The organism is Sphingobacterium sp. UBA7625 (assembly GCF_002484085.1).
GTDB classification, from domain to species: Bacteria; Bacteroidota; Bacteroidia; order Sphingobacteriales; family Sphingobacteriaceae; genus Sphingobacterium; species Sphingobacterium athyrii.
The window spans coordinates 538067-552437 of record NZ_DLJD01000051.1; the positions used below are offsets into that span (position 1 = coordinate 538067).

The 14371-nt window shown below is 44.4% G+C and carries 8 protein-coding genes; all 8 read left to right on the forward strand.

The genetic code is table 11. The features are described 5' to 3' along the window. The first annotated feature begins 1 nt into the window (after position 1). Positions 2-1144, forward strand: a complete 1143-nt coding sequence (locus B4G94_RS22265) for a CaiB/BaiF CoA transferase family protein (protein WP_286862043.1) — start codon at positions 2-4, stop codon at positions 1142-1144. Then, positions 1137-2360, forward strand: a complete 1224-nt coding sequence (locus tag B4G94_RS22270; RefSeq protein ID WP_108634917.1) for an extracellular solute-binding protein — start codon at positions 1137-1139, stop codon at positions 2358-2360. The genes B4G94_RS22265 and B4G94_RS22270 overlap by 8 nt, the downstream gene beginning before the upstream one ends. Next, a complete protein-coding gene (locus tag B4G94_RS22275) occupies positions 2357-3430 on the forward strand; it encodes a Gfo/Idh/MocA family protein (protein WP_286862046.1) in 1074 nt (357 codons plus the stop codon). The genes B4G94_RS22270 and B4G94_RS22275 overlap by 4 nt, the downstream gene beginning before the upstream one ends. A gap of 36 nt (positions 3431-3466) precedes the next feature. Then, positions 3467-3919, forward strand: coding sequence for a MaoC/PaaZ C-terminal domain-containing protein (locus B4G94_RS22280; protein ID WP_165309219.1), 453 nt, complete (start codon positions 3467-3469; stop codon positions 3917-3919). A gap of 11 nt (positions 3920-3930) precedes the next feature. Next, complete coding sequence (gene fucP / locus B4G94_RS22285; RefSeq protein WP_286862047.1) at positions 3931-5226, forward strand: L-fucose:H+ symporter permease; 1296 nt, start codon at positions 3931-3933, stop codon at positions 5224-5226. A 132-nt stretch (positions 5227-5358) separates the two neighbouring features. Then, complete coding sequence (locus tag B4G94_RS22290; RefSeq protein WP_286862048.1) at positions 5359-7518, forward strand: trehalase family glycosidase; 2160 nt, start codon at positions 5359-5361, stop codon at positions 7516-7518. Then, entirely contained in the window at positions 7496-10816 is a 3321-nt protein-coding gene (locus B4G94_RS22295; protein WP_286862049.1) for a glycoside hydrolase family 2 TIM barrel-domain containing protein, read from the forward strand. The genes B4G94_RS22290 and B4G94_RS22295 overlap by 23 nt, the downstream gene beginning before the upstream one ends. A 152-nt stretch (positions 10817-10968) precedes the next feature. Continuing rightward, complete coding sequence (locus B4G94_RS22300; protein ID WP_286862050.1) at positions 10969-14370, forward strand: glycosyl hydrolase; 3402 nt, start codon at positions 10969-10971, stop codon at positions 14368-14370. Position 14371 lies beyond the last annotated feature (1 nt).

Genomic DNA, 14371 nt, shown 5'->3' on the forward strand with positions numbered 1-14371 from the left:
TATGTTACCACTAGCAGGTTATACCGTAGTCGACTTTAGTCAATTTTTATCCGGCCCATTAGCAAGTTTACGGCTAGCTGACTTAGGCGCGCGGGTTATAAAAATAGAAAAACCAGAGACGGGTGATATTTGCAGACAATTATATACCTCTGATACGATATTGAATGGTACTTCAACAGTGTTTCATGCCATTAATCGGAATAAAGAAAGTATGGTGTTGGATTTGAAAAGCGAATCCGACAAACAGATTATACGTGATTTAATCGCGCGGGCAGATGTGGTGTTGCATAATTTTCGTCCGGGCGTCATGGAACGTTTGGGCTTTGACTATGCAGGTGTCCGAGAGATCAATCCGACGGTGATTTATGGAGAGATCTCGGGATATGGAAAAGAAGGACCCTGGGTGAAGCGGCCTGGTCAGGATTTATTATTGCAATCGCTTACCGGGATGACTTGGTTGAGTGGCGATGCGAATAATGGTCCAGTAGCCATGGGACTTTCCGTTGTGGACATGTTTGCCGGATCCAATCTATGTAGTGCCGTATTGGCCTGCCTGTACCGTCGAGCGATGCAAGGGATAGGAGCGCATGTTCATGTCAGCATGTTGGATTCTGCTGTGGATATACAGTTTGAGGCCGTTACAACCTATTTTCGTGATGGCAAATTGTTACCACAACGTAGCGAAGTGAGCAATGCACATGCATATTTGGCAGCACCTTATGGGGTGTATCGTACGCAGGACGGTTTTCTGGCCCTGGCGATGGGTTCCATTCCTTTTCTTGGTAAATTATTGAATTGTAAGGCGTTAGAAGGTTTTTCTGACGGAGAGCAAGCTTTTCGGGAGAGAGATACCATTAAGGCCATCTTAGCCGAGCACCTGACGACAGCGGGTACCGGACATTGGCTGGAGATACTCGAAGCAGCGGATATCTGGTGCGCCGATGTCTTGGATTGGCGTCGTCTGACCGAACATAATGCTTTTAAAATATTAGACATGCTACAGCAAGTAACGATGGGCGATGGCTTCCGTTATGAGACCACCCGTTGTCCCATTCGAATCGATGGCGAGCGGTTGACCGCCACAAAAGGTTCGCCCAAACTTGGTGAGCACACAGCTAAAATATTGGAGGAACTGTATGGATAAGTTACGTTTTGCTGTCCGGAAATTTGAACCCTTTGAGCGTGCCATGGAGAAATGTTGGGCAGCTTATCAGGAGGTATATCCATCGGATGTGGAGATGGAGTTTGTTCCGCTGGATTTAGAGGAATTAACAGCAGCTTTCTTTGAAAAGAAAGGCCTTAATAATGGCGATTGGGATATCATTCACATCAATACCGATTGGGTTGCACGTGCTTATGAAACCCAGGGTTTGTCGGTACTGGATAGTATGATCGTACAAAATCCACCGGAAGACCTGAAAGGGGCTTGGCCAGAAAGCTTACAAGCTCTACAACGTTTTGACGAGCAAATATTTGGCCTGCCTTTTCATGATGGTCCCGAATGCCTGGTTATTCGAAGAGATTTATTTGAAGATCCGCAGGAACAGACGCGTTTTCAGGTACGCTACGGAAAACCTTTGGCAATTCCAAAAACCTGGGCTGATTTTTTGACTGTTGTAGCATTTTTTACGCGGCCGGAAGATAACTTGTACGGGACAGTGTTCGCAGGCTACCCGGATGGGCATAATGCGGTATTTGATTTCTGTATTCAACTTTGGTCCCGCGGTGGAGATTTGCAGCAAGGCGACGTACCTGTTAAGTTGGATCAGCCGTTGGCTGTAGATGCATTGGATTTCTATCGTAGTTTATTTATGAAGGATAGCGGATTACATCCCGAATCGGCCAATTATGAATCCGTGCAGGCTGGTGCTGCCTTTGCGCGGGGTGAAGTCGCTATGATGGTCAATTGGTTTGGTTTTGCATCCTGGGCACAAATTGATACCGCCTCGGCCGTAAAAGGTAAGGTGGATGTAGCAGCTATTCCTTCAGCAGAAGGGGGAATGTCTCCCTCATTAAATGTGTATTGGTTGTATGCAATTCCGGAAGGTAGTCGTCATAAGCAGTTGGCTTATGACTTTATACGTTTTGCAGTCGGACGCCAACAAGATAAGCTGCTCACTGTCGAAGGAGGAGTAGGCTGTCGTTACTCCACCTGGTATGATTCCGAAATCAATCAGATGATACCCTTTTATAATAAATTGGCTGAATTGCACGATACTGCACGTACATTACCGCGCTTGGCCAACTGGCCGCAGATTGCACATATCATCGATGATACTGTAATTGCTGCGATTAAGACCGAAGAAAGTAGTCTTTCTTTATTAACAAAAGCACAGGAAAAAATAAATGCATGGTTATGATAGATATCCCTTATAAAACGATTTTACCCCAGACTGCTCTGCCGATTATTATTATAGGCGCAGGTGGTATAGTGAAAGATGCGCATCTCCCGGCTTATCGTAAAGCAGGCTTTCATGTGCATGGTATTGTCAATCGTACAAAGGCGAAAGCAGAAGCGTTGGCAGTAGAATTTGGTATTCCACATGTTTACGATACGGTGGAAGATGCCGTCGCACAGGCTCCCGAAAATGCGGTTTATGATGTAACCATTATGCCCAATAAATTTATCGAAACCTTGGAGGCATTACCTCATGGCGCGGCTGTATTGATTCAGAAGCCAATGGGTGATTATTATGCAGATAGTCAGGCGATATTAGAAGTCTGTCAACGTAAGGGCTTGGTTGCTGCGATCAACTGTCAGCTTCGGCAGGCACCCTTTGTCAATGCCGCACGCTGGCTGATCGACCAAGGCCATATCGGTGAACTGTATGATATGGAAGTACGGGTATCGGTACATACACCTTGGCAGCTTTTTCCGCATGTGATGGTACACCCACGCTTAGAAATTCTGTACCACAGTGTTCATTATATTGATTTGATCCGCTCATTTTTAGGCGATCCACAGTCGGTGTATGCAAAAACATTAAAGCACCCAACCAAAGCCTTATCATCCAGCAGGACGACCTTGCTATTTGATTATGGAGACACACTACACGCTGTTGTAAATACCAATCATGACCATGAATTTGGGCCAAAACATGAGGAAAGTTATATCAAATGGGAAGGTACCAAGGGGGCTATAAAAGCGACGATGGGTTTGCTGATGGATTATCCGCATGGGGTATCCGATGTGTTTGAATATTGTATCAAGCCAACAGATGGCAGCCAACCGGAATGGGTGGCTTACCCGATCGATGGAACTTGGTTTCCCGATGCTTTCATCGGCAGCATGGGTAGCCTGATGCGTTTTAAACTGGGTGAAATAGCCGTATTACCAGCTGCGGTTGAAGATGTAATCCATACCATGGCCGTCGTAGAGGCTGCTTATCAAAGCAGTGCCCAAGGGGGGCAACCGATAGCAAAAGGATAAAGAAACAAAGCCTTAAAACCAATAATAAATTAAATTATGCATTTCGAATCTATTTTTTTTGAAGATTATATATTAAACGATAAACGGACAACATTGGGCCGCACGATTACCGAAACAGATTTTGTTGTTCATGCCGGACATACAGGCGATTTCTTCCCCCATCACCTCGATGCGGAATGGTGCAAAACCCAACCTTTCGGGCAGCGCATTGCGCACGGAACAATGATCTTTGCGATTGGTATCGGACTGACGGCATCAGTCATTAATCCGGAAGCATTTTCCAAAGGCTACGATCGCCTTCGTTTTGTCAAGCCCGTATTTATTGGCGATACCATCCACGCTGAGGTGACTATTTCTGAAAAATCCGATGCAAAAAAGCCTGAATTCGGTACCGTAGTTGAGCATGTTGAAATTATCAATCAACATGGTGTGGTGGTGTTGGTCGCAGACCATATCCTATTGGCAAAACGCAAGGAAGCTTCAATTTAACCTATCATCACATGGAAATTGGTACAAAAACACCGATCAAGTTAACCGGGGCAGCTTCTGCTAAGGGGTATCTGCTTCCGTTTATTCTGATCGTCAGTCTGTTTTTTTTATGGGGTATGGCCCATAATTTAAATGGCGTTCTGATCCCGCATTTGAAAAAAGCCTGTCAGTTGAATAATAGCCAGTCAGCACTGGTTGATACTTCAGTTTTCTTCGCTTATTTCATTATGGCACTGCCGGCGGGTTATGTTTTGCGCAAATGGGGGTATAAGCTGTCTATTATTATTGGGCTGGTTACTTTCTCCCTAGGTGCATTTCTATTTATCCCCGCGGCAGATCACCGTATGTATGAGCTCTTCTTGCTGGCATTATTTATTATTGGTTGTGGACTCGCCTTATTGGAAACAGCGGCTAATCCTTATGCTGCAGTTTTGGGTAAGCCCGAAGCAGCAACACATCGGCTTAATTTGGCGGCCTCCTTTAATGGATTGGCGGCAATGGTCGCTCCGGTTGTAGGTACCACCTTTATTTTGTCGGGGACGAGCTATTCAGAAACGGAACTGGCGGCCATGACGGAGAGCAATCGGTTAACGTACCTGCTTCATGAAGCATCTTCCGTAAAAATGCCTTATTTAACCTTGGGCTTGATCTTGCTGGGGGTGGCACTGATTTTTTTATTTGTAAAACTCCCCGAAATTCAGGGTGAAAAGACGGAGGGAAACGCCGGGCAAAAAAGGGGCTTATTTGCTGTACTTCGACATAGACATTTGAGCTTTTCGGTGATTGCACAATTTTTTTATGTCGGAGCTCAGGTCTGTGTGACCAGTTTTTTTATTCGTATGGCGCAACAGGGGGCTGGTGTCGATGAGAAGACTGCGGGGTATTTCCTTGGCATATATGGTCTGCTCTTTATGGGCGGACGTTTCGTTGGAACGCTATTGTTACGTTATACCACGGCCCAGCGTTTGTTGGCCATTTATGCTGTTTGCTGCGCAGTATTGGCAGGGGTAGCCATTTCGGGAACAGGTATGGTCATTTTGTATGCACTTGGTGGATTAGGTTTCTTTATGTCAATTATGTTCCCGACGATTTTCTCTCTTGGTATTGCAGGTCTCGGCAACGAAACTAAACAAGCTTCTTCTTGGTTGATCATGTCCATTGTCGGCGGAGCGTTGTTCCCATTTCTGACCGGGATTATTATCGATTCCGCACATGACAATACCCAGCTAGGCTATAGTGTACCCTTCATCTGCTATCTTGTTATTTTATGGTTTGCACTGAAAGGATATAAACCGGCAAAAGCCTAAGTTGTGTCTCACCGTGTATTTTAGTGAGCAATTGAAAAAAATATAGCGCGTGTTTTACTAGTGAAAAACACGTATACCGCCGAAGTTAACGTTGGTTTCGGTGTTAGTGAATTGATTAACAATGATTCGAATATGAATAAAATTATTTTAATTGTAGGTTGTTTAATTGCAGCAACGACAGCATTTGCACAACAGGCAAGTACCTGGATCTGGTATCCGGGAGATTATGAAGTCTGGTTAAGCAACGATATGCAAAATCGCCGGACGGAAAGAGGTACATTTTTTCCGCCTTTTTGGAAAATGGACAGTCACTATGTGCTTGTCGAGTTCAGTAAAGAATTTGATTTGCCTGCTGATGAAGAAATCAGCATTTATGCCGAAGGCAAGTATAATGTCAAGATCAACGGAAAAATGCTTCCAGGGGCACCTGCTAAAGTGAAGCTTCAAAAGGGAAAGCAAAAAATCAATATTAAAGTTTACAATCAAGGAAATGTTCCCGCGCTGTATGTTGCAGGGAAAAATGTAACGACAGATAGCGATTGGAACGCAACCTATGAAGATAAGGAATGGATTGATGAGACAGGTAAAGCGTCTGATCAATCCGGGACAACCTATGTCAAAGCTGGTAAATGGAACTTTAACGGACCAACAGCTCGACCATCCAAGTTTAAATTGCCCGTGAAACCACAACAAGCGCTTTCGCAAGAAAAACAAAGCAATGGTATCTTGGTCGATTTCGGAAAAAATACATTTGGTTTTCTTACCCTGCATAAGCTGGTGGGGACAGGTCGCCTGAACATCTATTATGGCGAATCCCGAGAGGAAGCACTTTCGACGAAAACCAGTGAGACCATCGATTTACTTGAGATACAAAACCAACAGCCACAGGACAGTACACTCGATCTATCCAAAGCCTTCCGCTTTGTTTACTTAGAACCCGAAGGAACAGTGAAGTTCGATCAGGTATCCATGCAGTACGAATACCTACCAGTTGCAGATCGCGGATTCTTTCGTAGTTCAGATAATGAATTAAACAAGATATGGGATGTAGCCAAATATACCATGGAATTAACCACACGTGAGTTTTTCATTGACGGTATCAAGCGTGATCGGTGGATCTGGAGCGGTGATGCCTATCAATCTTATGCGATGAATTACTATTTGGGATTTGATTCCGAGTCCGTCAAAAGAACCATTTTAGCGTTACGGGGTAAGGAGCCTACGATCAGCCACATCAACACCATTATGGATTATACTTTCTATTGGTTTTTGAGTATCGCAGATTATTATCGTTATACCGGTGATAAGGAATTTATAGCAGGCATCTATCCACGTATGAAAAGTCTGATGCAGTTTTGTTTGGATAGAAGAAATAGCGATGGTTTGATGAAAGGTTTAGCTGGCGATTGGGTATTTATTGACTGGGCCGAAGGTCTCAGCAAGCAAGGGGAAGTGAGCTTTGAACAATTATTGCTGTGCCGCAGTCTCGAAACCATGGCGATGTGTGCCGATTTGGTTGGTGAGCCGAAAGACAACCAACACTATCAACAAGAAGCTCAACAACTCAAAGATAAGCTATTTGCCTATTATTGGAACGATCAGAAAAAAGCCTTTGCACATAGTCGTATTGATGGTAAGCAAACCGATAACGTGACACGCTACAGCAATATGTTTGCGATTTTCTTTAATTATCTGAACGAACAGCAGCAGGCTGGCGTGAAAGCAAATGTCTTGTTAAATGATCAAGTACAACAGATTACCACACCTTATATGCGTTACTACGAACTTGAAGCTTTGTGTGAACTTGGTGAAAAGGACTATGTGATGAAAGAAATGAAAGACTATTGGGGCAGTATGCTAAAACTTGGTGCGACGACCTTCTGGGAAGAATTTAATCCAGCAAAAAAAGGAGCAGAGCATTATGCCATGTATGGAAGGGATTTTGGCAAAAGCCTTTGTCACTCTTGGGGAGCAAGTCCGATCTATTTGCTGGGCAAGTATTATCTCGGTGTACAACCAACGGAGGCGGGTTATTCGAAGTACGAAATCAAGCCCTATTTGGCATACTTAGCGTGGATGGAGGGAAAAATTCCTACTCCAGAGGGTGAAATTGAACTGTATGTATCAAAAAACAAAATCAAGGTAAAATCACCTGTTGGAACAGGGACATTAAAATTGCGGAGCAAAATTGTTCCAAGTGTAAAACAAGGTCAGGTAAAACATATTTCAGGAAACGACTATGAGCTGGTTTTGGAAAAAGGAATCGCATATGAAGTGGATTATAAATATTAAATCAGCTACAGGAACTGCAGCGTTTCAATGGAGTGCTGCCTTGCTATTGTTGCTGACTGCAGCTTCGCTACAAGCACAGACAGTTGACGGAAAACCGGCAGTCATTCCCCCTGTACCGAATGGACAAATTGCTGCTCCTTGGGAAAATCCGATGATTACCGCCATCAATCGGGACGCCTCACGAGCGACGGGCTATTCCTATGAGACAGTGGAAGAAGCTTTGAAGAATGATCGGCAGAGCAATAAACGAATGCTCTTTTTAAATGGCGAATGGGATTTTAAATTTGCCTTTAAACCGGCTGATGCACCTCAAGATTTTCATTTATCCGAAGTCAAAGGCTGGGATAAAATTCAGGTTCCTTCTAATTGGGAGATGAAGGGCTATGATATTCCCATTTACCGTTCAGCAGTCTATCCATTTAGCCCAATTGATCCACCGCGCATTCCCAAAGATTACAATGGTGTAGGGTCTTATCAAAAAACATTCGAATTGCCCGAATCCTGGGATGGAATGAACATCACCTTACATTTCGGCGGGGTTATTTCAGCCTATCAGTTGTGGATTAATGACCAATACGTAGGTTATGCGGAAGACTCCTGCTTACCGTCCGAATTCAATGCGACACCTTACCTTAAAAAAGGTAAAAATCGTATATCCGTTCAGGTGCTGCGTTGGAGCGATGCTTCCTATCTAGAAGATCAGGATCATTGGCGCATGAGCGGCATTCACCGCGAGGTGTTTTTGATGGCTGAACCGAAGGTTCGTATTGCCGATTTTCACTGGCAGGCCACTCTAGACGCCAATTACGAAGATGCTAAATTTTCGTTGCGTCCAAAAATTGATAATTTTTCGGGTGACAGCATCAGCGGTTTTACGCTCAAAGCACAACTTTATGATAGCAATAATACAGCTATTCTCGACAAACCATTGGAAAAAGGGGCTTCAGCCATTTTTGACGAGATCTATCCGAGATTGGACAATGTGAAGTTTGGTCTATTGGAAACGACGATCAAAAATCCAAAGAAATGGTCCCCAGAAGAGCCTAATCTATACCGCTTGGTACTGACGCTGTATGATAAGAAAAATCGCTTGCTTGAAGCGAAGACTTGCCAAGTCGGGTTTCGGAGTATCGCTTTTTCTCCAAAAGACAGCAAACTTTTGATCAATGGAAAAACCACCTACTTATATGGAGTCAACCGGCATGATCACCATCCCGAACGCGGGAAGGCACTGACACGGGAAGATATGGAAGCCGACATTCGTCAGATCAAACAATTTAATTTTAATGCAATTCGTACCTCACATTATCCCAATGATCCGTATATCTATGAGCTCTGTGACCGCTACGGTATTATGGTGATGGATGAGGCAAATATGGAGACCCATGGTCTAGGTGGAAAGTTGATGAACGATCCAGCTTGGCTGGCGGCGCTCAACGAACGTGTGACACGGATGGTGGAACGGGACAAGAATCACCCTTCCATTATCATCTGGTCGCTGGGCAATGAATCGGGGAGAGGACCGAATACAGCCGCTATGGCCGCCTGGATCCATGATTTCGACTTCACACGTCCTGTACATTACGAGCCGGCAATGGGAAGCCACCAACTACCGGGTTATATCGATCCTTCGGATCCACGTTATCCAAAATCCAACGATCACTCCCATCGATTACAAAATATAAAAGATCAATATTATGTTGATATGGTATCGCGGTTCTATCCCGGTATTTTCACCCCCTCATTACTCTTGAATCAGGACAATGGCGATCATCGTCCGATCCTTTTTGTTGAATATACCCACTCCATGGGCAATTCGACCGGTAATATTCGTGATTTCTGGGATATCTTTCGTGCCCATCCACGTTTGATTGGCGGTTTTATCTGGGATTACAAAGATCAGGCACTGATCCGCAAAGATTCCGTTTATGGTAAAGTATTGGCCTATGGTGGTGATTTTGGCGAAAAAGTACACAATGGCGCTTTTAGTTTGAATGGTATCACCGATGCCTGGGGGCGACCAAAAGCGGCGATGTATGAGAATAAACGAATCTATCAGCCTGCAGAGATCACTTTAGTTGATTCAGCAAAAAGTACGGTACAAATCAAAAATAGATCATCGGTGCTGAACCTTAACCATTACGATGCTGTCTTATTGTTTCGCAGAAATGGTCTGCTGCTGAAGGAAGTGCCCATATCGGCTATTGATTTAGCCGCAGGCGATTCCACACAACTGAGTTTCGCCTCCTATTTGCCATCTAAACGCTTGGCAGATCAGGAATATCAGCTTGATATCCAATTCCGTCTACGGGAAGCGACAGCATGGGCGCCGGCAGGATTTGTCGTGTCTTCATCACAGGTCCGATTGCAGGAGCAATCTAATGCCCTACGACCTTTATCATACAAAGGAAGTAAATTGGTCAAGACAGAAACTGCCGATAAGTATCAGATCGCGGGTAATGCATTTCAGGTTAGCTTTGATAAATCGACCGGAAGTTTAACTGCGTTTAATTACAAAGGGCAAGAAATTATCAAAGATGCCATTCGACCCAGCTTTACACGACCAAGTACGGATAATGACCGCCGGGGCTGGAAACCGGAGAAAAAACTAAAATACTGGTATGGCACACCAAAATTAGTGTCGGTAACCGCTCAAGAAAAAGGCCAAGATTATGAAGTACAGACATTGTATGTTCTTCCGGGTGATTCTGCACAGGTAAAATTGATCTATACGGTTAAAAATCCAGGTATTGTATCGGTAAATTACCAGCTAAAGGTGAAGGCTGGATTACCTAATATTCCGAAAGTAGGACTTCAAATGGGGATCAATCCCACATTTGAAGACATCCAATATTATGGCCTAGGTCCAATGGAAAACTACCCTGATCGTGCCTATGGGTTTGATCTCGGTGTTTATCACATGAACATCGATCAATTTATGGAGCATTATCTTTATCCACAGGAAAACGGAAATCGGATGGATGTTCGTTGGATGCACCTTCAAAATAAAAATACAGGTGTTTTGGTTGTCGGCGAGCAGCCGCTGTATATGAGTGCCTGGCCTTATTCACAAAAAGCAATCGTCGAAGCAAAACACTGGTTTAAATTGAAGAAAGAAGATAAGATTACTTTAAATGTCGACTTAAAACAGATGGGTGTTGGCGGAAATGATACTTGGTCAGATGTATCGCAACCGTTGGAAAAATATCAAATTCCGGCAAAAGACTACAACTATTCCTTTTATTTGATTCCGACAGACTTGAAACAATCGATTAAGGAGTTTGTAAAATCTAATTAAATAAATGAAGATTAGCAGGAAGATATCCAGTAAGTAAAGTTAAACCCTGTAGGCGTCGACTAGTTGAAATGACGCGATAAGGGAGATAAATTCAAAATTGAAAGAAATAAGCTGTCCAACCTTTTGGATAGCTTTAAAGAACAAGATAAGATATGACGAGGATTAAGTTGCTATTAGGGACAAGTCTGCTTTTTGGCTGTTTGAGCGGTAATGCACAGATTAAAGGTATTCCAACGGCATTAGTTCCTTTGGATCAACATTCATTTGAACAGGCAAAACCTTGGGTATTTTGGTACTTTATGCATGCCAGCTATTCCAAGGAAGGGATTACTGCGGATCTAAAAGCGATGGCTGAAAATAAGATCGCAGGAGCCTATCTAGCACCGATCAAGGGCAAAACCAATCCGCCTCTTTTCGATCCGCCGACAGAGACGTTGACACCAGCATGGTGGGATATGTTCAAATATATCGTCCATGAAGCAAAAAAATACGGGGTAAAAATAGCTTTGCTGCCAAACGATGGATTTGCAACCGCGGGGGGACCATGGATCAGTCCCGAGAAGTCGATGCAGAAAGTCGTGCATGCCGATACCGTAATCGATAGCAAGGGCGAGCGGCTGCACAATGTTCAATTGCCACAACCACAAACCCAACAAGGCTATTACGAGGATATTGCCTTATTTGCGATACCATTGACACATTCGCCGCGAAAAAGCTTTACGGAGAAGGTCCACGTATCCAATAGCTATGGCGAAGATCTAAAACGATTGGCTGAAAGAGGGAATAAACAAAATTTTGCAACAGCTGCGTCCGGTTGGATACAGTATGCATTTGATCAGCCCTTCCCTTGCAATTCATTGAAAATTGAATGGACAGCATCCAACTACCAAGCGAACCGTTTGCAAGTTTGGGCTAGCGATGATGGCCTAAATTTTCGGAAGGTTACACAATTAGAATCCCCCAGAATGGGCTGGTTGGACTGGGACAATGGCGTCACCCACCTGATTCCGTATACCAAAGCGAAATATTTTCGTTTTGTCTACGATCCTGTCGGTAGTGAACCCGGAGCCGAAGACCTTGATTCCGGTAAATGGAAACCTTCGCTAAAATTAAACGGCATCAGTCTGTTTGAAGAAGCGCAGGTCAATCAGATCGAAGGAAAGACTGGTGAAATCTGGCGTGTTGGAAAAAACTCTGAACCAAGCGCCGTTGCCAAAGACGCTATTGTCGGACAGCAACAGCTTATCCGTCTACCGAACCCCGACAGGGCAGGTCGTGTTGACCTCACATTGCCGGCAGGAAAATGGAAAATATTGCGTGTTGGGCATACCTCTACAGGACATAAAAATGAAACTGCAGGTGCTGGTAAAGGCTTAGAGTGTGATAAACTCGATGCGGCTACTGTCGCTTTTCAATTTGACCAGTGGTTTGGGGCAGCAAAGAAATACGTAGATCCACAGTTGTCTAAAGAAGTCCTCACGGTATTTCATATTGATTCTTGGGAATGTGGCAGTCAAAACTGGACCCGAAGTTTTCCAAACGAGTTTTTGAAACGTCGAGGTTATGACCTGACCGACTATCTTCCTGTTTTGGCGGGTTGTTTTGTCAATAGTGTAGAAGATTCCGAAGCCTTTTTGCAAGATTACAGACAGACCATCAGTGAGCTGTTGCAGGAGAAAGGCTATGCGACATTACGTCAGAAGGCGGATGAATACGGTGTCGAATTTACGGCCGAAGCCACGGCTCCGGTGATGGTCGGTGACGGGCTGGCCCATTTTGCTTCTACCGATCGTCCGATGGGCGAATTTTGGTTTAGAAGCCCTTCACACGACAAACCTGCGGATATCCTGGATGCCGTTTCAGGCAGCCATATTTATGGCAAACAGGTGACTATGTCCGAAGCCTTTACCCAGATTCGGGCCCAATGGGACGAACATCCACGACTCCTAAAAAGTCTTCAGGATAGAAATTATGCCTTGGGAATCAACAATCTAGTCTACCATGTGTATGTGCATAATCCCTGGATGGACCGCAAACCTGGTATGACCATGGATGGTATTGGAACCTATTTTCAGCGCGATCAAACCTGGTGGAAACCCGGTAAAGAATGGTTGAATTATGCAATCCGGGCACAGCAGCTTTTACAACACGGGGTACCCGTACGTGATGTAGCTGTGTTTATTGGTGAAGAGATTCCTAGAAGATCTGTACTCCCAAGTACTTTAGTCGATGTGCTGCCTGGTATTATCGGTGATGCGCGTGTACATCGGGCAGATTCGCTGTTGGCCAATGTCGGCTTACCTCTGCAGAAAGTTGCGGGGGTGACCACTGGAGCTAATATGTATAGACCCGAAGATTGGGTCGATCCGCTACGAGGCTATGCTTACGATTCCTTCAATCCCGATGCGCTTTGGAACCAGACGAGGGTGCAGGACGGTAAGGTGGTTTTTGCGAACCATATTGCTTATTCGATTCTGGTGATGCCGGGTAAAACTGCGTTAAATCCGAATGGTAGTCAATATTCCTTACGGACCCTGGAACGCTTGTGCGGCCTTGTTCATGCGGGGGCTACGATACTCTTCCAAGATATCCCACATACCTGGCGGGGCAAATTGACGGATGAAAAAGTACAACAGTATCGCAGTTTGCTTGAGGAATTATTCAGTAACCTAGCGCCATTCACAAATACAACGTTAAAAGTTAAACAACTGGGCAAAGGACGGGTGCTTGTTGGACATTATCAAGCGAAGGATTTTAGTCCACTAAATATTGCTCCGGATGTGCTGATCAATGAAGGGGACAATCCGCATATCTCCTGGAACCATCGCCGTTTCGATGGTGGTCATTTGTTTTTTGTAGCTAATCAAGATAGCTTACCGCAAAAGGCAACGTTATCTTTACGGACAAAAGACAGCTATGCCTACCGTTATGATGCTGTGAGCGACAAGCTGACGGTTTTACCGTTTAAAATGATCAACGATAGGACAGTTGTTGACTTACCGTTTGATGCTTATCAATCCGGCTTTGTGTTGACCACTGATAAAAAGATCGATGTACCAACCTATCAGTTATCCAGGAAAACAGCCTTGATAGAACCTTGGTCATTTACTGCTGATGGCCTGCACAAAAAACAAACGCTTAAACAGCAGGAACCTCAGTTTTGGACAAGCAGTACAGACAATGAAACTAAATACCATGCTGGCTCTGGAAGCTATGAGACAACGTTACGTGTTCAAGAGATTGGTGAAAAACAGCGTGCTTATTTGGAATTTTCGGAGATCGAATCCATGGCTGAAATTCTTGTCAATGAACAGTATGCTGGTGTTGTCTGGACCAAACCTTATCAGATCGATGTGACTGATTTTATACGGCAAGGTGATAACAAGATCAGGGTGAAAGTGTACAACACCTGGGGCAATCGCTTGCTGTACGAAAAAGAAAAGCCCGCTGCAGAAAAGAAAATAAAAACGACGGCATCGGACAAGTTTCTGAAAGGCTTGCTGCCTTCGGGCTTGCAGGGGAAAGTTGAATTACTATGGCTAGATGCAAAATAAA

Bases quoted from the DNA above. Each gene is read 5' to 3' on its own strand.
- B4G94_RS22290 (WP_286862048.1), top strand. From the start codon at position 5,359: ATGAATAAAATTATTTTAATTGTAGGTTGTTTAATTGCAGCAACGACA.
- B4G94_RS22295 (WP_286862049.1), top strand. From the start codon at position 7,496: ATGAAGTGGATTATAAATATTAAATCAGCTACAGGAACTGCAGCGTTT.
- B4G94_RS22265 (WP_286862043.1), top strand. From the start codon at position 2: ATGTTACCACTAGCAGGTTATACCGTAGTCGACTTTAGTCAATTTTTA.
- B4G94_RS22300 (WP_286862050.1), top strand. From the start codon at position 10,969: ATGACGAGGATTAAGTTGCTATTAGGGACAAGTCTGCTTTTTGGCTGT.
- B4G94_RS22280 (WP_165309219.1), top strand. From the start codon at position 3,467: ATGCATTTCGAATCTATTTTTTTTGAAGATTATATATTAAACGATAAA.
- B4G94_RS22270 (WP_108634917.1), top strand. From the start codon at position 1,137: ATGGATAAGTTACGTTTTGCTGTCCGGAAATTTGAACCCTTTGAGCGT.
- B4G94_RS22275 (WP_286862046.1), top strand. From the start codon at position 2,357: ATGATAGATATCCCTTATAAAACGATTTTACCCCAGACTGCTCTGCCG.
- fucP (WP_286862047.1), top strand. From the start codon at position 3,931: ATGGAAATTGGTACAAAAACACCGATCAAGTTAACCGGGGCAGCTTCT.